The 18,294-nt window shown below is 62.0% G+C and carries 22 protein-coding genes; 8 read left to right on the plus strand and 14 right to left on the minus strand.

Annotation, left to right across the window (positions count from 1 at the left end; all coding sequences use genetic code 11):
• Nucleotides 1–49 precede the first annotated feature (49 nt).
• Complete coding sequence (gene aroC, locus O2N64_RS06610) at nt 50–1,126, minus strand: chorismate synthase (protein WP_271079486.1); 1,077 nt, start codon at nt 1,124–1,126, stop codon at nt 50–52.
• A 273-nt stretch (nt 1,127–1,399) separates the two neighbouring features.
• On the opposite strand from aroC, the gene ruvA reads away from it, so the two are divergent.
• The 5 genes from ruvA (at nt 1,400) to ruvB (ending at nt 4,443) form a co-directional block, all read left to right on the plus strand.
• Nucleotides 1,400–2,005, plus strand: coding sequence for a Holliday junction branch migration protein RuvA (ruvA, locus tag O2N64_RS06615; protein WP_271079487.1), 606 nt, complete (start codon nt 1,400–1,402; stop codon nt 2,003–2,005).
• 92 nt (nt 2,006–2,097) lie between these two features.
• Nucleotides 2,098–2,382 (plus strand): hypothetical protein, encoded by a 285-nt coding sequence (locus tag O2N64_RS06620; RefSeq protein WP_271079488.1) that lies wholly within the window; start codon nt 2,098–2,100, stop codon nt 2,380–2,382.
• Between the two features lie 5 nt (nt 2,383–2,387).
• Nucleotides 2,388–2,945 carry a DsrE family protein gene (locus O2N64_RS06625; protein ID WP_271079489.1) on the plus strand — a complete coding sequence of 186 codons (558 nt, stop codon included), beginning with the start codon at nt 2,388–2,390 and terminating at the stop codon, nt 2,943–2,945.
• A 68-nt stretch (nt 2,946–3,013) separates the two neighbouring features.
• Nucleotides 3,014–3,418 carry a hypothetical protein gene (locus O2N64_RS06630; protein WP_271079490.1) on the plus strand — a complete coding sequence of 135 codons (405 nt, stop codon included), beginning with the start codon at nt 3,014–3,016 and terminating at the stop codon, nt 3,416–3,418.
• On the plus strand, nt 3,415–4,443 hold the full coding sequence (gene ruvB / locus O2N64_RS06635) for a Holliday junction branch migration DNA helicase RuvB (RefSeq protein WP_271079491.1): 1,029 nt from the start codon (nt 3,415–3,417) through the stop codon (nt 4,441–4,443). Before O2N64_RS06630 ends, ruvB begins: the two co-directional genes overlap by 4 nt.
• Nucleotides 4,444–4,750: 307 nt before the next feature.
• On the opposite strand, the gene O2N64_RS06640 is transcribed toward ruvB, so the two are convergent.
• Genes O2N64_RS06640 through O2N64_RS06650 form a run of 3 tightly spaced genes read right to left on the minus strand, consistent with a single transcriptional unit; the run spans nt 4,751 to nt 6,310 of the window.
• Nucleotides 4,751–5,737, minus strand: coding sequence for a hypothetical protein (locus O2N64_RS06640; RefSeq protein WP_271079492.1), 987 nt, complete (start codon nt 5,735–5,737; stop codon nt 4,751–4,753).
• 6 nt (nt 5,738–5,743) lie between these two features.
• The gene (locus O2N64_RS06645) at nt 5,744–6,106 is read right to left on the minus strand and encodes a hypothetical protein (protein ID WP_271079493.1); all 363 of its coding nucleotides are present in this window, start codon (nt 6,104–6,106) and stop codon (nt 5,744–5,746) included.
• Nucleotides 6,107–6,109: 3 nt separating this feature from the next.
• The gene (locus O2N64_RS06650) at nt 6,110–6,310 is read right to left on the minus strand and encodes a hypothetical protein (RefSeq protein ID WP_271079494.1); all 201 of its coding nucleotides are present in this window, start codon (nt 6,308–6,310) and stop codon (nt 6,110–6,112) included.
• Here O2N64_RS06650 and O2N64_RS06655 point away from each other — a divergent pair.
• The gene (locus tag O2N64_RS06655) at nt 6,309–6,407 is read left to right on the plus strand and encodes a PEP-CTERM sorting domain-containing protein (protein ID WP_234034969.1); all 99 of its coding nucleotides are present in this window, start codon (nt 6,309–6,311) and stop codon (nt 6,405–6,407) included. The genes O2N64_RS06650 and O2N64_RS06655 overlap by 2 nt on opposite strands.
• Before the next feature lie 65 nt (nt 6,408–6,472).
• On the opposite strand, the gene O2N64_RS06660 is transcribed toward O2N64_RS06655, so the two are convergent.
• Genes O2N64_RS06660 through acnA form a run of 3 tightly spaced genes read right to left on the minus strand, consistent with a single transcriptional unit; the run spans nt 6,473 to nt 10,345 of the window.
• Nucleotides 6,473–7,186 (minus strand): prolyl hydroxylase family protein, encoded by a 714-nt coding sequence (locus tag O2N64_RS06660; protein WP_271079495.1) that lies wholly within the window; start codon nt 7,184–7,186, stop codon nt 6,473–6,475.
• Nucleotides 7,187–7,241: 55 nt separating this feature from the next.
• On the minus strand, nt 7,242–7,670 hold the full coding sequence (locus O2N64_RS06665; protein ID WP_271079496.1) for a rhodanese-like domain-containing protein: 429 nt from the start codon (nt 7,668–7,670) through the stop codon (nt 7,242–7,244).
• Between the two features lie 2 nt (nt 7,671–7,672).
• Entirely contained in the window at nt 7,673–10,345 is a 2,673-nt protein-coding gene (gene acnA, locus O2N64_RS06670) for an aconitate hydratase AcnA (RefSeq protein WP_271079497.1), read from the minus strand.
• A gap of 165 nt (nt 10,346–10,510) precedes the next feature.
• On the opposite strand from acnA, the gene O2N64_RS06675 reads away from it, so the two are divergent.
• Nucleotides 10,511–10,675 carry a hypothetical protein gene (locus O2N64_RS06675; RefSeq protein WP_271079498.1) on the plus strand — a complete coding sequence of 55 codons (165 nt, stop codon included), beginning with the start codon at nt 10,511–10,513 and terminating at the stop codon, nt 10,673–10,675.
• Here O2N64_RS06675 and O2N64_RS06680 read toward each other — a convergent pair.
• Nucleotides 10,672–11,565: a DMT family transporter gene (locus O2N64_RS06680; RefSeq protein ID WP_271079499.1), complete on the minus strand. Its 894-nt coding sequence runs from the start codon at nt 11,563–11,565 to the stop codon at nt 10,672–10,674. The genes O2N64_RS06675 and O2N64_RS06680 overlap by 4 nt on opposite strands.
• Before the next feature lie 146 nt (nt 11,566–11,711).
• Here O2N64_RS06680 and O2N64_RS06685 point away from each other — a divergent pair, with 146 nt between their 5' ends.
• Nucleotides 11,712–13,064 (plus strand): L,D-transpeptidase family protein, encoded by a 1,353-nt coding sequence (locus O2N64_RS06685; RefSeq protein ID WP_271079500.1) that lies wholly within the window; start codon nt 11,712–11,714, stop codon nt 13,062–13,064.
• Between the two features lie 6 nt (nt 13,065–13,070).
• Here the strand turns inward: O2N64_RS06685 and O2N64_RS06690 are convergent, their stop codons facing one another.
• From O2N64_RS06690 to ispG, 6 genes are all read right to left on the minus strand, one after another.
• The gene (locus O2N64_RS06690) at nt 13,071–13,835 is read right to left on the minus strand and encodes a murein L,D-transpeptidase catalytic domain-containing protein (RefSeq protein WP_271079501.1); all 765 of its coding nucleotides are present in this window, start codon (nt 13,833–13,835) and stop codon (nt 13,071–13,073) included.
• A 50-nt stretch (nt 13,836–13,885) separates the two neighbouring features.
• Nucleotides 13,886–14,818, minus strand: coding sequence for a hypothetical protein (locus tag O2N64_RS06695; protein WP_271079502.1), 933 nt, complete (start codon nt 14,816–14,818; stop codon nt 13,886–13,888).
• Nucleotides 14,815–15,369, minus strand: coding sequence for a retropepsin-like aspartic protease family protein (locus O2N64_RS06700; protein ID WP_271079503.1), 555 nt, complete (start codon nt 15,367–15,369; stop codon nt 14,815–14,817). Before O2N64_RS06700 ends, O2N64_RS06695 begins: the two co-directional genes overlap by 4 nt.
• Nucleotides 15,370–15,393: 24 nt before the next feature.
• Complete coding sequence (locus O2N64_RS06705; RefSeq protein ID WP_271079504.1) at nt 15,394–16,335, minus strand: histone deacetylase family protein; 942 nt, start codon at nt 16,333–16,335, stop codon at nt 15,394–15,396.
• A 15-nt stretch (nt 16,336–16,350) separates the two neighbouring features.
• On the minus strand, nt 16,351–16,959 hold the full coding sequence (locus tag O2N64_RS06710) for a thioredoxin family protein (protein ID WP_271079505.1): 609 nt from the start codon (nt 16,957–16,959) through the stop codon (nt 16,351–16,353).
• A gap of 131 nt (nt 16,960–17,090) precedes the next feature.
• Nucleotides 17,091–18,230 (minus strand): flavodoxin-dependent (E)-4-hydroxy-3-methylbut-2-enyl-diphosphate synthase, encoded by a 1,140-nt coding sequence (gene ispG / locus O2N64_RS06715; RefSeq protein WP_271079506.1) that lies wholly within the window; start codon nt 18,228–18,230, stop codon nt 17,091–17,093.
• Nucleotides 18,231–18,294: the final 64 nt, after the last annotated feature.

The following is an 18,294-nucleotide window of genomic DNA, read 5'->3' on the forward strand; positions in this document are numbered from 1 at the left end:
GGGTTCTTGTGCGCTATCGCTCGGCTACTTGAGCGCGATCTTTTCCGCGCTATCGCTCCGCTACTTGAGCGCGGTGCAGCAGCTTCTGGTCCGCCAGCACTAGCGCCATCATCGCTTCGACCACCGGCACGCCGCGAATGCCGACGCAGGGGTCGTGGCGGCCCTTGGTCTGGATTTGGGTCGCTTCGCCTTCCTTCGTGATCGTATCGACCGGGGTCAGGATGGAACTGGTGGGCTTGAAGGCCACGCGGGTGAGAACCGGTTGGCCGGTCGAAATGCCGCCTGCCGTGCCGCCTGAATGGTTCGCGCCGAACGCTATCTCGCCGTCTTCGCCGGGCTGCATCGTGTCTGCGTTCTCTTCGCCTGAGAGCCTCGCGGCAGCAAAACCGTCGCCGATTTCCACGCCCTTGGTGGCATTGATCGTCATCATCGCGGCGGCGATTTCGCTGTCGAGCTTGGCATAGATCGGCGCGCCCCAGCCGGCGGGTACACCGCGCGCTTCGCAGGCGACTGTCGCGCCGAGCGAGGAACCGGCCTTGCGGGTTGCATCTATCACGCCTTCCCACGCCTTTGCTGCTTGCGGGTCGGGGCAGAAAAACGGGTTGGCGCGGATCTGCCCCGCTTCGAAATTGGCATAGTCCATGGCGTGCGGGCCGATCGCCTCGGTCCAGCCGGTGATGGTGACTTCCGGAATCACAAGCCGCGCAATCGCCCCTGCCGCTACCCGCGCTGCAGTCTCTCTCGCGCTCGACCGGCCACCGCCGCGATAATCGCGAAAGCCGTATTTCGCGTCATAGGTGTAGTCGGCGTGGCCGGGGCGGTATGCCTTGGCGACCTCGCTGTAATCCTTGCTGCGCTGGTCCGTATTCTCGATCATCAAGCTGATCGGAGTGCCGGTGGTGCGGCCTTCGAAAGTGCCCGAGAGAATGCGCACTTCATCTTCCTCGCGCCGCTGGGTTGTGAAGCGGTTCTGCCCCGGCTTGCGCGCATCGAGGAACGGCTGGATGTCCTTTTCGGAGAGCTCGAGGCCCGGCGGGCACCCGTCCACGACCACGCCCAGCGCAGGCCCGTGGCTTTCCCCCCAGGTGGTGAAGCGAAATACGCGTCCGAATGTGTTCCAGCTCATGGGCCACGTCCTAGAGCGAAAATTGCAGGCCTGTCGAGCGCAGGGAAACTTTCCTACAGGATAGGGCCTGTTGCAGCGTTACAGGATGGCCATCGTCACGATCCCTTTTAGCGCGAGAACCGCAGAATTCCGCGCCCCGCAAAGGCCCCGCGGTTTTTGCGCCAAAACACTGTCACACCTGTCACACCCTTGTTGGGAATCGGTGTTCGCAAATAGCGGACAAGCGCAGCGAAAGGCTGGACTGTTCTCCATCTGTCCGCCAAACCTCACCACATGATTGCAAAGCTATCGGGACGCTTGGACGAAACCGGCGAGGATTGGGCCATCGTGGATGTGCAGGGCGTGGGCTATCTCGTCCACTGCTCGACCAAGACGCTGGCCGCGCTCGGCAATGTGGGAGAAGCCTGCACCGTTCACACCGACTTGCAGGTGAGCGAGAACGACATGCGCCTGCTCGGCTTTGCCGAAAGCTCGGAGCGCGACTGGTTCCGCCTGCTGACCCAGGTGCAAGGGGTGGGGTCCAAAGTGGCGCTCGCGATCCTTTCGGCCCTTTCGACCGGCGAACTGCGCGATGCCTGCGCCGCTCAGGACGCCGCAACCGTGGCGCGCGCGCAGGGCGTCGGGCCGAAGCTGGCCGGGCGCATTGTGAACGAGCTGAAGGACAAGGCGGGCGCGCTTCCGGGTGGCGGCGGCGTGGCTGGAGCAACAGCAGTCTCGCGCGCTGGCGGGGCGAGCGCCGATGCGGTGAGCGCGCTGCAGAACCTCGGCTTCAAGCCCGCCGTGGCCGCACAGGCCGTGGCGCGCGCGCAGGAGGAACTGGGCGAAGGGGCGGGCGAGGGCGACCTCATCCGCGTGGCACTGAAGAAGGCGGCAGGGTGATGGACCCGTACCTTGTGATCCTCGCATATCTGTTCGTTTGGGTGGGTGCGCACTTCATCACCGGTGTCCTCATGTGGTCCATGAGGTACACAATGGGTATGAAGGGTCCGGCCTTCCGAATGATGACGTTCTATGTCGGCGGCGTGGAACGGATGATTACGCTAACACTCGTTTTGTGGGCACCCGCCCAATTGCCGCTGTTCATTGGAGGTTGGATCGCGCTGAAGATGGCGGCAAATTGGCAACGGCAAAAAGGCGCCGACGCAGCGCAGGGCAACCTGCTTGCTCTAGTAGGTAATGCGCTGTCGTTCTCTATACCGATTGCCGTTGGCGTCTGGTTGAACCCAACAGCAATCACAGCTTTGAATGGAGCTTAGCCGACATGCGTTTTCTAGCAATCTTAGCAGCTGCAATACTCGCCACCCCCGTAGCCGCGCAGGACATGCCCGAAGGCTTCGCGACCGGCCCGGTGTTCGAGGACTTCGGCCCGCATGTGGCGGTGGAGGGCATCCCGACTTTCCCGCGACCGACCGCGTTCCGCCACAGCTTCGATGTCGCCCGCCGCGCCGATGAAGGCACGCGCAATCGCGGCTTCGAAAGCGCCGCGCGCTTCGTCAACATGCACGCTGCCAATGGCATCGACCCGTCGCGGATCCATACCGCGGTGGTGGTGCACGGTAGCGCCGTGCTCGACCTGCTGACTGACGAGGCATTGGCCGCGCGTCCACGCGAAGAGGGCGAGGCGGCGGCGTCCAACGGCAGTGCCGTCATGGTGCGCGCGATGCTCGATCATGGCGTACGCTTCATCGTCTGCGGGCAGAGCGCCACCGCGCAGGGCGTCACCGCCGATGACCTGATTCCCGGCGTGGAAATGGCTCTCTCCGCCATGACCGCCCACGCGCTGCTGCAACAGCAGGGCTATACGGTGAACCCGTTTTGATGGCCCGTCGAGCGTCCGCCTTGTTCGCTGTAATTGCTCTATTCGCGGCCACGCCAGCAGTTGCGTGTATGGCCGATGGCCCCGAAGGCTACGTTACTGGCTTGGTGTGGGTGAACGAACCGTCGGAAGTTCCTGAGGGTGCAATCAGCTTGCGTGCGCGTTTGGAAAGACCAATCTCCGGTACATGGATGGGCTTTGTTGCGACAGTCCTGGATGGCCCGTCCGAAATGCGCGGTCAGCAAATCGATGTCATACCTCAAAACCTGACTTCATGTGTCGGGCTGGGGGTCCGCGAGGGCTATCTCGTGGTTTATGCTGAGCCAGTGGAAGCAGCGACCGATGCTGGTCCGCGATCTTTCTACGAGGCGATCGATTATCGGCCATCAGAGGAAAATGAGCGGCAAAGACGTCGTGGGGGCGAGCAGTGGCTGTATCCGGGCGAGCCGGCCACAAGGGAAGAGTTCTCGTTTTGACCGACCAATCCATCCACACCCCTGATCGCCAGCCGGACGATCCTGACGCGGCGCTGCGGCCCAAGTCGCTTACCGAGTTCATCGGGCAAGAGGCTGCGCGGGACAATCTACGCGTCTTCATCGAGGCTGCCCGCAAGCGCGGGGAAGCGATGGATCATACGCTGTTCTTCGGGCCGCCCGGTCTCGGCAAGACAACACTCGCTCAGATCATCGCCAAGGAATTGGGCGTCGGCTTTCGCGCAACATCTGGCCCGGTGATCGCCAAGGCGGGTGACCTCGCAGCGATCCTCACCAATCTCGAACCGCATGATGTGCTCTTCATCGACGAGATTCACCGGCTCAATCCGGTGGTCGAGGAAGTGCTCTATCCGGCGATGGAGGACCGCGCGCTCGACATCATAATAGGGGAAGGTCCGTCGGCTCGCAGTGTGCGGATCGACTTGCCGGCATTCACGCTGGTCGGGGCGACGACGCGGCAGGGCCTGCTCACCACGCCCTTGCGCGATCGCTTCGGCATTCCGGTGCGCCTGCAGTTCTACACCGAGAATGAGCTGTCCGAAGTCGTGCGGCGCGGGGCGCGATTGCTCGATGTCGCCATGGCCGATGAAGGTGCTCGCGAGATTGCCCGCCGTGCCCGCGGAACGCCGCGTGTGGCGGGGCGCCTGCTGCGCCGGGTGCGGGACTTTGCGCAGGTGAAGGGAAGCGGCGAGGTTACTGCCGATATCGCCGATGAAGCGCTGACCCGGCTGGAGATCGACTCCCTCGGCCTCGATGCGATGGATCGCCGCTACCTCACCATGATTGCAGAGACCTATAAAGGTGGTCCGGTGGGGGTGGAAACGCTTGCGGCTGGCCTCGCCGAGCCGCGCGACACGGTGGAGGAAGTGGTTGAGCCGTACCTCATCCAATTGGGCCTGATCGCACGGACTGCGCGCGGGCGCTGCCTCAACGATGGCGGATGGAATCACCTGGGAATCACCCCGCCATCGGCACCGCAAAGTGGTCTTTTCGACAGCGGAAAGTGAGCTTTGGCGTTAACGGCTTCTTCGGGATTCACCCGGTTTCGGTTCCATTGTGGGACAGACCTGTGCTGCGCCGCAAAAAACTGCCACTTTCTTGGTTAACACAGGCTTGAATCGCGGCTTAAGGGATTGCCCAATCCGCTTTTGCAAGTCTCTCTGGCACGAAGCGGAAAAGGCCGTCGGCTCCACTAAGGGGGCTGCAGGCTGCTTCCGATGAATGAAGAGAGACCAAGCGCATGTCAGTACGCATGGCCATTGCAAAGCTCAGCGCCGCAGCAGCCGGCGGAGCGATCATCGGTGGGGGCGCCGTTCACGTGGCAGAGCCACAGACCTCGCATGTCCGGTACAAATCGGATGAGAATGAGGGTGGGGAGCCGCAGCTCGTCGATGTGAAGACGGAAGGCGAAACGGTCGCCCGTCGTGAAATCCCGCGCGAACCCCGCGCCCAGCGCCGTCTGCGCCGCACGATCGAGCGCGCGCCGGAATGCTGTGAGGAAGAATATGCGCTCGCGGGCGTACCGCTTCCGCTTCCGCAGCTTCCCTCCGCGCCCGTGCGCGGTGGTGGCGGTGGCCAGCCGGTGATTATCGGCGGTTCGGGCGGCTTTGGCGGCGGCTTCGGCGGTGGTTTCTTTGGCGGCTTCTTCGGTGGCGGCGGCGGCGGTGGTGACGCCAGCGCAGTTGTCGATATGAGCACCACAACCACCACAACGACAGGTGGCGAACCGCAACCGCCTTCGACTTCCGGCTCGCCTCCGGGCTCACCTCCTGGCTCGCCTCCGGGCTCACCTCCAGGCTCTCCGCCGACAAGCACGACCACTTCCGGTGGCGAAAGCTCGGGCGGCATCAACATCATCATTGACATCGACAACAGCTCGACCGGATCGTCGACTTCGACATCAAGCTCGGGCGGTTCTACGTCTACATCGGGCGCTGTCTCCAGTTCGAGTTCCGGCGATGTCAGCAGCTCTTCGGGCAATGTGACGAGCACAAGCTCGACCGGTGAATTCTCGAGCACGACCTCCTCCTCGACCGGCGGCGTAACGAGCACGACGACCAGTTCGTCCGGCAGCATCACCAGTACGAGCGGGACGGTGACCAGCACATCTGGCCAGGTGTCCAGCACAGGCTCGTCGTCCGGCAATGTGTCCTCCTCGACCAGCGGTTCGAGCTCGTCCTCGACATCCTCAAGCACCTCGGGTGGCAGCGGATCGAGCACTTCGACCAGCAGCGGCACGAGTGGCACATCCGGTACTTCGGGAACGTCTGGCACAAGCGGAACCTCTGGAACGAGCGGCACGACCGGTCATCCGGGCACAACCACAGGCGGCATGACGACGTCCGGCACCACGACCACGGGCGGGATCACCAGCTCGGGTGGCTCGACCACGTCCTCGTCCTCGGGCAGCAGCACGAGCACGACGAGCGGGAATGTGACGTCCAGCACCACCACCGGCGGGAACACCACCTCGACCACCTCGGGCGGCGTGACCAGCACGAGCGGCAATGTCAGCACAAGCGGCGGTATCACCTCGACGACGACCTCCACCGGTGGATCGAGCGGTACTTCTGGCGCGAGCGGCAGCACCAGCACCGGCGGTGTGACGAGCACCACGACCACCAGTTCGGGCAGCATCAGCAGCACGAGCGGAACGGTGACGAGCACCACCGGTCAGGTGAGCAGCACCAGCTCCTCTTCGGGTAACGTCTCGAGCTCTACCAGTGGATCAAGCTCGACATCGACCAGCACCTCAACCTCGACGAGCACGTCCTCCTCGACGAGTACATCGAGCGGTACTTCGGGAACCAGCGGTACATCCGGCACGAGTGGCACTTCGGGCACAACCGGCACGCCGGTCCCGGCACCGGGCATGATGCTGCTCTTCGGCGCGGGTGCAGGCGCGGTATTCCTGCGCCGCCGCCGCAAGGATGGCAGTGAGGCTGAGGAAGGCGAACTCGAGACCGCTTAGGTCTCTTTCAGCGGCTGAAAGCAGAAGGGCGGTCGCAACCGGCCGCCCTTTTCTTTTGGCTTCGATCAGACGTAGCCGTTGATCAGCCGCCAGGGGTCCTCGCGGAACCACAGTGTCACGATGTGCTTGATACCGCGCGTCACGGGCATGCCCGCATGCAGCGTTTTCATATTCGGACGTCCGTCGGGCAGCATGTTGTTCCAGAGCAGCAAGCGGCCCGGCTCTGGTCGAATGCGCAGGTCCAGATGCGGAAAATCGGTCTCTCCGCCCTCGCGCGGCTGGTTGAGCGTCAGCATCGCTGTCCAGGTGCGCTGGCCGCCGTGGGTCGCTTCATGTTGCCAATAGCGCTCGCCCGTGTGGAAGAAATCGAAGTGATGCGTGTACTGCTGGCCCTTCTGATAGCGTTGCCCCTGCATGCGCTCGGCATGCAGGATATCGAGCCCTGCTATCTCGCAGATATAACGTTCCAGCTCGCTCGTGTGCGGATTACCGGGTTCGAAATGGTGTGTATTGCTGGTGCGGATCGTCACCTCATTCTCGCCTGCTAGGGTGGAAGGAACCGCATTCGCGTTGATCTCGCGGATGATATGCTTGCAGTCAGGACCGGTCAGAAACCGGTCGATCTGATACACTTCCGCGAGCCGTGTCGGCAGGCGCATCGCCTCCTTGACTTGCCCGAGTGAGCTGCGCACCTGATGGCCGATTGCAGCCAGCTTCTCGCGGTCGCAATCGGTGTCTTTGCTCGTCTTGGAGCTGGCCAGAGAGGCTTCATTCCCCATGGGCCGGGGTATGGCAGAATCCGGTCAATATTCCTTTAAATGGCGCGTAGGCCGATCAGCTTTCGGGTGAAGTAATCACCTCGCCGCCAGCAGCATCCCACGCCTGAATGCCGCCTTCCAGATGGCGCACGCGCGTGCCGAGGTAGCTGGCGAGCTGCTCTGCCGCGATACCCGAACGGCGACTGCTGCCGCAGTATAGGATCGTTTCACGCTCGGCTTCGATCGGGATGCTTGCCGGCACGAACGTCTGCAGCGGCGCATTGAGCGCGCCGGGCAGGCGACCTGCGGCAAACTCTTCCGGCGTGCGCACATCGATCAGCACGACTTCGCCCGCTGCGATCAGCGCCATCAGCTCGGAAGCGGGCAGCGTTTCGACCGAAGCCTGCTCCGAGGCTATCTCTTCCTGCGCCGCCGGTGTGGTGGCGCAGGAGGAAAGAGCCAGCGCAAATGCAGGGACTGCGATCAACGCCGCTCCGAGCCGCATGATTACGCCGCCAGCTTGCGCAGCACGTAGTGCAGGATGCCGCCGTTCTTGTAATACTCAAGCTCGTTGGCGGTATCGATGCGGCACAGCGCGGTGAAAGTGGAGGTGGAGCCGTCAGCCTTGGTGACTTCGACTTCGACATCCTGGCCCGGCGTCAGATCGGCAAGGCCCTTGATGCTGAAGGTGCAATCGCCATCGAGGCCGAGCGATTCGCGGTCATCGCCTTCCTTGAACTGCAGCGGGAGCACGCCCATGCCGATCAGGTTCGAGCGGTGGATACGCTCATAGCTTTCCACGATCACCGCGCGCACGCCGAGCAGGATTGTGCCCTTCGCAGCCCAGTCACGGCTCGAGCCCGTGCCATATTCCTTGCCGCCGATGACGACCAGCGGCGTGCCGTCTTCCTTATGCTTCATCGCCGCGTCGTAGATCGGCATCTGCTCGCCATTGTAGACCGTTTCGCCGCCTTCGACGCCCGGGACCATTTCGTTCTTGATGCGAATGTTGGCAAAGGTGCCTCGCATCATCACTTCGTGGTTGCCGCGGCGCGAGCCGTAGGAGTTGAAGTCCTTCTTCGGTACCTGATGGTTCACCAGGTAGGAGCCAGCAGGGCTGTCTTCCTTGATCGAACCGGCAGGAGAAATGTGGTCGGTGGTGACCGAGTCGCCGAGGATCGCGAGCGGCTTTGCGCCTTCGATATCGGTGATCGGAGCCGGCTCCATTTCCATCCCGTCGAAATACGGCGGGTTGGCGACATAGGTGCTGGAAGGGTTCCAATTGTAGGTGTCGCTGGCCTCGACCTTGATCGCCTGCCAGTGCTCATCGCCCTTGTAGACGTCAGCATAGCGCTTCTCGAACATTTCGCGGTCGATGTTCGCGACGCGGTGATCATAGATTTCCTGATTGGTCGGCCACAGGTCTGCGAGCATCACGTCATTGCCGTCCTGGTCCTGACCAATCGGCGTTTCGGTGATGTCTTCGGTGACCGTACCCTTCAGCGCATAAGCGACCACCAGCGGCGGCGAAGCGAGGAAGTTGGCGCGCACATCGGGCGACACGCGGCCTTCGAAATTGCGGTTGCCCGAAAGGACAGAGGCCGCAACGATATCGTTATTGTTGATCGCATTGCTGATCGGCGGGGCGAGCGGGCCGGAGTTGCCGATGCAGGTCGTGCAGCCATAGCCGACGAGGTCGAAACCGATGGCATCGAGATCGTCCTGCAGGCCGCTCTTTTCGAGATAGTCGGTAACCACCTGCGAGCCGGGTGCGAGCGAGGTCTTCACCCAAGGCTTGGGCGCAAGACCTTTCTCACGCGCCTTCTTGGCGACGAGGCCGGCGGCGATCAGTACATCGGGGTTGGAGGTGTTGGTGCAGCTGGTGATGGCCGCGATGACAACGTCACCATCGCCGACATCGTGGTCCTTGCCATCGACATCCACGCGCACGGCTGCGTCCTTCTTGTACACGCTCTTGAGCTCGCCATTGAACAGCTCGTCCACTTCGGGAAGGGCGACCTTGTCTTGTGGGCGCTTGGGGCCGGCGAGGCTGGGGACGACCGAAGACATATCGAGCTGGAGAGTGCTGGAGAAAACAGGCTCTGCGTCCGGCGTGAACCACATGCCCTGTTCCTTGGCGTAAGCTTCGACCAGAGCGATGCTTTCCTTGCTGCGGCCGGTGAGGCGCAAATATTCGAGCGTCTTGTCGTCAATGCCGAAGAAGCCACAGGTCGCGCCATATTCGGGTGCCATGTTGGCGATGGTCGCGCGGTCAGCGAGGCTGAGGTTTGCGACGCCTTCACCGTAGAATTCGACGAAGCGGCCAACCACACCGTGCTCGCGCAGCATTTGCACGCAGGTGAGTACGAGGTCGGTCGCCGTTACGCCTTCAGCGAGCTTGCCGTCCAGCTTGAAGCCGACGACTTCGGGGATCAGCATGGAAATCGGCTGGCCGAGCATCGCAGCTTCAGCTTCGATGCCGCCAACGCCCCAGCCCAGCACGCCGAGGCCATTAATCATGGTGGTGTGGCTGTCGGTGCCGACGCAGGTATCGGGATAGGCAACCATTTCGCCGTTCTGGTCTTCGCTAGACCACACGCCTTTACCGATATGCTCCAGGTTCACCTGGTGGCAGATGCCGGTGCCGGGAGGCACGGCGGAGAAATTCTTGAGGCTCTTCGCGCCCCACTTCAGGAAGTCATAGCGCTCGGCATTACGCTTGTATTCGAGGTCCATGTTCATTTCGAACGCCTGCGGGTGGCCGAATTCGTCGACCATTACCGAGTGGTCGATGACGAGGTTTACAGGCACCTGCGGATTGATCTTCGCGGTATCGCCGCCCAGCTTGCCGATCGCATCGCGCATGGCGGCCAGATCGACCACGCACGGCACCCCGGTGAAATCCTGCAGCAGCACACGTGCCGGGCGATACTGGATTTCATTGCCGGTCACCGGGTTGTTCTGCCAGTCGACAATCGCCTTCACATGCTCTTCGCCGACGGTGAAGCCTTCGTCCTCGAAACGCAGCATGTTTTCGAGCAAGACTTTCATCGAATGCGGCAGGCGGGAGACGTCCCCAAACTTCTCGCTCGCGGCTTTCAGCGAATAATAGGCGTATGTTTTGCCGCCCACATCCATTGTCTTGCGTGTTCCGAGAGTGTTGGAGCCGACCTGGGTCATGAATGAGTGATCCTGTTAAAGTGTTGCGAAAATGGCCTCCGCAATGCGAAAAGCGGCCATGTTTGGGGGCGAGTTGCGCGTTTGTCGCCGACACGTCAAGTAGCCTTATGTATTAACGCCGTTCGGCGAAGATTGTTTCGAGATCGAGCAAGGAAAGTGAAGTGAATGGCCCTCAGTAAGCCGACCCGGCGCAAGGCTCCGCTTGGCGTCACCATAATGCTGCTTTTGCTGGTTCTTTCCGCCGTGTTCGGTGCGGCGGCCGGGCTGGTGTGGCAAAGCTCCGACTGGTCAGATGAAGAGCCTGAGGAAGAGGTGCTGGTCCGCGACTAGTCGCTGGGTACACGCGCAGGCTTCTTCTTGCGCGGAATGGCGAGCCAGCATCCGACCACGATCAGCGACACGCCGAGCATGGTCGGCAATGTCACTTCTTCCTGAAAGTACAGCCACCCAAGCAGCGCTGCCCAAAGGAAGCTGGTGTATTCCACGGGGACCAGCACCTGCGCCTCAGCCCGGGCGTAGCTCCATGAAATGAGCATGGACGCGACCGCGGTAAGCGCGGCTGCAAAGCCGATCATGCCGAGAGTTTCGGTGCCAGGCAGGACGAAGAAGAACGGCGCGGCCAGCGCCTGAACCAATCCGCCGACGCCCGAGTGGAAGGTCGCGCATTCGAGTGGTTTGGCGACTTGCGACTGGCGGCGAATGACGACGAAATTATAGGCATAGAGCAGGGCGGAAAAACTCAGCGAGGCAAGACCAAGCGCCACGCCTTCGTCAAAATCGCTGCGCCCAAGCCTGCCGCTGACAATCACGATTGTACCTGCAAACCCGATTAGCGAAGCGACGATTGCCTGGCGGCTGATCGTTTCGCCGAGGAAAATGCGCGCGAAATAAAGGGCAATCAGCGGGGCGATGAAACTGATCGCGATTGCTTCGGCAATCGGAAGTTTGGTGAGCGCATAGAAGAAGGTGAGCGCCATCACGGCTGACACGATCCCGCGCTCTATATGCAGCTTCAGCACCGCCCGCTTCGGCCATGCAAAGCCGGTCGCAAGCCAGATCGGCGCTAGCATGGCGGCCGCCAGCAGCGAGCGCAGCAATGATGCGGTGTAAACCCCGGTCGCGAGCGACGCACCTTTCATCAGCGCATCCATAAGGGACAGAAAACCGATCCCGACAAAGGCAGCCAGAAAAGGCAGGAAAAGGCGCTGTTTGTGCTCCATGGCGTGCCACGCGCTCTAGGCGGCAGGGCGCCTTTCGTCATCACTCTTTATCGCGGTTCAGCACCGGGAAAGCAGCCATGCTTGATAGCGGAGACGCAAATCGGCACTATCCGCCGATGATTATGGTTAACAGGGACTCGATTCTGATGCGTTTCCTAGGGTGGAGCGGCGCGCTTGCGAGCCTGGCGGTTATTGCCGCTCCGGGCACGGCGCAGGTGCTGTTTGCGCAGGATATTCTCGAGCAGGAAGATGCTGCCGAAGTCACGGCAACGCCGGGCCTCCAAAGCAATGAGATCGTCCAGAGCGATCCCTTCCCTGCCGTCCGGCAATGGTCGCTCGATCAAGCGAGCGCGCTTCTGGACTATGTCGAGAGTGTCGATGCAGAGGGCCTGGTCCCTGGGGATTATCGCCCGGACCTGCTGCGCGCTGAAATCGCCAATGGAGAGAGCGACGCGCTCAACACCCGGGCCAGCGGCGTGTTCGCCTGGTTGGTCGAGGATCTGCGCGATGGACGCACTCCGATGGAATCGCGCCGGCAATGGTTTGTCGTCGACCCGGATCCCGACCTGCTGCCTGTTGGCCCTTTGCTCGCCGAGGCAATAGAAACGGGCGACATTGCGGGCGTGCTGTCTTCGCTCAATCCGGCGCATGCCGATTACGCTGCGCTTCGTGATGCGCTCGCCGAAACGCCCGAGAGCGACACACGCCGCCGCCAGATCATTCGCGCCAATATGGACCGCTGGCGTTGGCTTCCGCGCGATCTGGGCGGGCAATATCTCATCACCAATGTGCCGGAATACCAACTGCGCCTGATGGTGAATGATCGCATCATCAGCACCTATCGGACCATTGTCGGCGCGCCGGGACGCACGGCCACGCCGCAGCTGATGGAGACGGTCGAAGGCGTGGTGTTCAACCCGACTTGGACAGTGCCGCAGAGCATTGTGCGCGGGGAGGGGCTTGGCAACCGCGTGCTTAACAATCCGCAATGGGCACGCCGCAATGGCTATACGGCCACGCGCGGTGCCAACGGTTGGATCACCGTGGTTCAGCAGCCGGGGCCAAGCAATTCGCTCGGTATGATGAAGCTCGACATGCCCAATCCGCATGCGATCTTCCTGCACGATACGCCCCAGCGCCATCTGTTCGACAGCGACAATCGCGCGCGCAGCCACGGCTGCATCCGTGTGGAACGCGCGCTGGAACTGGCGATGACGGTGGCCATCCTCGGTCGCGGCGCAACGCGTGACGAGGCGGTCGCGATCTCGGCGAGCGGCGATTACACCCGCGTGCCGGTGGAGCGGACCATGCCGGTCTACATCACCTATTTCACCATGGGACTGGACGCGGAAGGCAATCTGCGTAGCTTCGAGGATATCTACAATCGCGATGCACCCGTGCTCGCATCGCTCGATGCGCCGCGTCAGGGCAATCGCGACCGCGCGACGAGCGAGGAAGTGATCGAGATTGTCGAGGACGCCCGCACCACCGCGAGCTAAGCTCGATTAGCTTTCAGGCAGCGTAGGATTGGCCTCGCGGTAAATCCGGTCCAATTCGCTTTCGCTGGTCTCCGGTTCCGGAGTGTTTCGCGCGCGGCGCTCCGCAATGGCCGCTTCGAAGTCGACAGGTTCCTGCGGCGGCATCGCGACGTCTTCCCCATCCGCGCCAATTCCCAGCGTATCGGCGAAAATCAGCCTTCCACCGGACAGGCGATAGAGCACTTGGGGAAAAGTCTCCGTGCCGAAAGCAGGGCAACCGTTGGAGCGGCCGAGCCGCCCCCATTGGGCCACGTGCCCGGGTGTCGCATAGCCCGCTGAATGCAGCACAATCGCGCGGTCCAGCGCGTTGGAATTGCTCTCATCCAGCCCGCCGAGCCGCACGGATGTGCCATAGCGCCCTTCATACCATTCCCAGGTGATATAGGCGCCGCGGCTGGTCGCCCAGCTATCGTGCAAATTGGAATAATCGTTGAGCCAGCCATCATGCTCAGGATCAGAGCCGCTGCCATGCGATACGAGCGTGCTGTTTACCCGGCCATTCAGCAGATCAACGAAGTGGAAGCGCGGCTGCGCAGAATGCAGGCCGAAATCGGCTACGCCCACCACATCGCGGTGCCATAGTGTAGCGCCAACCCGCTCGACTTCCCGCTGGGCGATCTCGATCAAGCGGCGCGTGCGCGGGTCTGGCGCTGCCTGCGCAAACACGCGCGCGGGCGCGGAAAGCGCGGCACCTGCGGCTATGCCTGATGTGAGAAGCTGGCGGCGATTCATGGTGTGCATATTGCACATGGCGGATGAACCTTGTCCATACGCCTCCCGCTTCAGCGTTGTTTGATCGCCTCGATCGCTTGCAGGCTCGCGAGGATATAGGCGCCATTGTCATGCCGATGCGTGCCGACGAAATGGACGAAGGCGGTGTCATCGCCCCAATCTTCCGCCCAGTAATTCATGAAGCGATCGTAGGGCAAAACCACAGGTTCGCGCTCATTGGCGAGGTGGAAGTTGGAAGTGACCTGCTCGGTGCCCCAGATCGTGACATCGTCCTCGCCGATCAACCGCTTCATCTCGGTGAGGAAAGCAGAGGCGAGCGGGCGGCCTGCACCCATGGCTGAGAATCCGGCGAATCCGGAACAACCGCGCACATACTTCCAACCGCGCGCCTCATCGACGGTGTCGAGACGGGATTCGATGCGCGCCTGCACATGGCCCTCTGCCGGACCATCGGGGTAAAAGCGCTTGCGGAACTCTTTCAGCGGCAGGGGGCCGACCGAAGCATCCTCTCCGCCGAGAAAGACGAAACTGCGATTACGCGCGATCGCTTCGGCAATTTCGGGCACTTCGCCGATCGTTACCGTGTCGCTGTCGAGCTGGATCCAGTATTCGCTTTCGCGGCGGTCGAGAATTGTCAGCAGACGCTCCCACGTGCCGCCTGCGGGGAATTCGTTCAGCACGACATCGGAAATGCGCATGATTTCCGGATCGCCGCAGTGATGGGCAAGGATTGCCTTGTCCTGCGCCGTCAGCGTGCCGTCGTCGAGAATCGCGACCCGCCCGCGCTGGAGATTGTGCCAAAGGCTCTTCACCGCGACGAGATAGGGCAGCAACACTGCCGTGCCGATCATGGAAAAAAGCACGACGCCATCCTGCTTGGGCACGATGGGCGGCGTCTCGAGAATGTCCGAAATGGCCTCTGCGTGCGCCGCAGCTTCCTTTTTTGCGCGCCATCGGCGCGGCAGGAGCGAATTCATATTCATGGGCGAGCGCTTTCGAGCACCATGCGATCATCGGCGATTTCAACCGAATTGATGGTGGAGAGGAAGGATTGGCCGAGCAGCGAAATGCCGAGGCCTTCGGGAATGATCATCGCCTGTACATCGCGCGCTTCAAAATTGCCGAGGCGGACGCTGCTGAGCTGCGTATGCACGCCATAGACCACGCCGCTGGCACCCTGTGCGACGGGTGCGACTTCGCTTTCATCCCAATAGAGGCCCATCGCCGCCGCATCATCGCCGGTAAGCGCGATAACGCTGGCCCCTGTGTCGACCATCATGCGCGAGGGGGTGCCGTCGACAACGACTTCGGCATAGAAATGACCATCGCGTTCGCGATCGAGCCGGACATGGTCGTTCCAGGTCGAGGGAGTGTCCACTTCCAGCGCAGCCAGCTGCGCATCGGCCTGATTTTCGGCTGTCTGTGCAAGCGTTTGCGCCGACCCATCGCTGCCGGCATCATCGAATGCCGGCATGATAAATGCCACCAGGCCACCGGCGATCAGCACGCAGGCAAAGGGAACACGGATATCCATGCCGCCACTTTAGAGGCGGGGGCCTTAAACCCCGGTAAAGATGGATGTGGCGTCGATCAGGTCGCCCGCGCCCGCCTCCGGGAAGGCCATGGCGAGCATCGAGCGGGCATGGCGCGCGGCGACTTCGCCTTGGTCCGCGCCATATCCGCCGCCCAGCGCGCTGGCGACCGGTAAGCCGCGCGTGCGGGCCTGTTCGAGAACGTAGCGATCGCGCTGAATCAGACCTTTGTCACTAAGGGCGAGGCGTCCCAGTTTGTCATCCCCATGCGGGTCGACCCCAGCCTGATAGAGCACGAAATCGGGCGCGAATTGCTGCATGACCGAGGGCAGGTGACGGTCCAGCTCGGCCAGATAATCATCGTCCTCGATCCCATCCGGCAGGCCGATATCGAGCGTTGAGCGCGCCTTGCGAACAGGGAAATTCTTTTCGGCATGCAACGACAGAGTGAATACGTCGTCGCGCCCAGCCAGCAGGCTTGCCGTGCCATCACCCTGATGCACGTCGAGGTCGACGATCAGCACGCGGCTGGCTTCACCGGTCGCCAGCAGGCGATTGGCGGTGACGGCCAAATCGTTGAACACGCAATAGCCAGCGCCTGTATCGTGCAGCGCATGGTGACTCCCCGCAGCCGAATTGGCGGCATAGCCATGCTCTTTCGCCAGCATCGCAGCGAGCCATGTGCCGCCATTGGTATGGCGCACGCGGCTTGCGATATGCGGGGTGACGGGAAAGCCGATCCGCCGCTCCTTCTCGCGCGGAACGCTGGCGGTGAAAACCTGCTCGACATAATCGGGACAATGCACCGCCTCGAGCCATTCGCGCGGGGAAGGCTCGGGCGAATGCTCGGTCAGCGCAAAGCCGCTCTGCCGCAAAGCTTCCATGACGAGGTAGTATTTGTCGAATTTGAACGTGCCGCGCTCCGGACGCGGAGCCATGTAATCGGCGTGGTGGACGACGTGGAGCATTGAAAGGTCAATGCGCTACTGCGCGATTTCGATCCCTTCGACAGGCTCAATCAGAGCAGGGCGGTGCGCGAGTTCGACCAGCTCGTCGTAGATCGCGTCCTCGCTGCGGCTGGCAGCGTTGCGCCAGCTTGTGGCGGTGTCGCGATTGACCAGCAGCCCTTCGGGCGTGACCACGAGGAGGTTGGGGGTGCCTTCGATATTATCGACTCCGAAACGAGCGGCGATATCGAGATTGTGGCCATCGCCTGTCTGCGGCAGGCCGATGTTCACGAAGACCAGCTCGTAATGATCCTCGATCAGCGCAGCGAAGCGCTCCGTTTCCAGCCATCCGGCGAGCGCGCGGCTGTCATGGCACCAGTTTCCGCCCATCACCAGCAGCATCCGCGTGTCGCGCTCCGCCGCTCGGGCAAGAGCGGCGTCGACATCGCCCATCGGGTCTGCCGAGACGGCGTAGGAATTTGCTTCGAGATAATCGTGATGCGCTTCGGCATCGGCGCTGGCTGTGCTGCCATTATCGGTGACATTGATCGCCACGCATCCCGGCAGCGCCAGCAATGCGGCGAGCGGCAGGATCGCCATGCGGGTAACCCCCGCGCGAAAAATACCGCCCGCCTGCATCGTCATTTCTTGTGCTTCACATCCTTGTCACCGCCGCCGCCGCCGGATTTTTCCAACTTCTCGCGGATGATGCGTTTTTCCTCTTCAGGTGACAGCTCGGTGACTTTCTTTTCTTCACTCATTGGTATTCCCCCCAATCATTCTGCCGCTTCAGCATGCGGATCGAAGGCCGTGGCGGTGCCCGCCTCGATCTCCGCCGCCTTCTTCTCGACCAGAGCGACAATATGGTCGAGCATGTCTTCCGACTCCACGTGATGGTCGGTGACGCCGGACAAATACACCATATGCTTGCCAGCACCGCCACCGGTGATGCCAATATCGGTTTCGCGCGCTTCGCCGGGGCCGTTGACCACGCAGCCGAGAACCGAAAGGCTCATCGGCGTCTTGATGTGTTCGAGCCGCGCTTCGAGCGCTTCTACAGTGCGGATCACGTCGAAACCCTGGCGCGAGCAGCTGGGGCAGGAGACCACGCGAACACCGCGGGTGCGCAGGCCCAGCGCTTTCAGCATTTCGAAGCCTACTTTGACTTCCTGCTCGGGCTCTGCGGAAAGCGAAACGCGGATCGTGTCGCCGATACCTGCCCACAGGAGCGAGCCGATACCGATGGATGACTTTACCGTGCCGCCAATCAACCCACCTGCCTCGGTAATGCCAAGGTGCAGCGGGCAATCGACCGTTTCGGCAAGACCGTGGTAGGCTGCGACCGCCAGGAATACGTCGCTGGCTTTCACCGCCACCTTGTATTCGTGAAAGTCGTGATCCTGCAGCAGCTTGATATGATCGAGCGCGCTTTCAATCAGCGCCTCAGGGCAGGGCTCGCCGTATTTCTCCAGCAAATCTTTCTCGAGGCTTCCCGCATTCACGCCAATGCGGATCGCACAGCCGTTGGCCTTTGCCGCGCGGACGACTTCGGCCACCCGGTCTGACGAGCCGATATTGCCCGGATTGATGCGCAGGCAGGCCGCGCCCTTGTCGGCCGCTTCCAGCGCGCGTTTGTAGTGGAAGTGGATGTCCGCAACGATGGGGACGTTGGCAGCCTTGGTGATCTTGTCGAAATTCTCAGTCGCCTCTTTGGTGGGGCAGGAGACGCGGATGATATCCGCGCCCACGTCCTCACACCGGCGGATCTGGTCGATCGTCGCGCCCACATCTTCGGTCGGCGTATTGGTCATGGTCTGCACGGTAATCGGGGCATCGCCGCCCACGGGCACGTTGCCCACCATGATTTGTCGGCACTGGCGACGTTCGATGTCGCGCCAAGGTCTTACTGATGACATGGCACGTCATATAGGCGAGGCGTGATGACTGGGCAATGACAGCCCGCCGGAATTGCTGCATGGA

It is taken from the genome of Aurantiacibacter sp. MUD61 (genome assembly GCF_027912455.1).
GTDB lineage: Bacteria > Pseudomonadota > Alphaproteobacteria > Sphingomonadales > Sphingomonadaceae > Alteraurantiacibacter.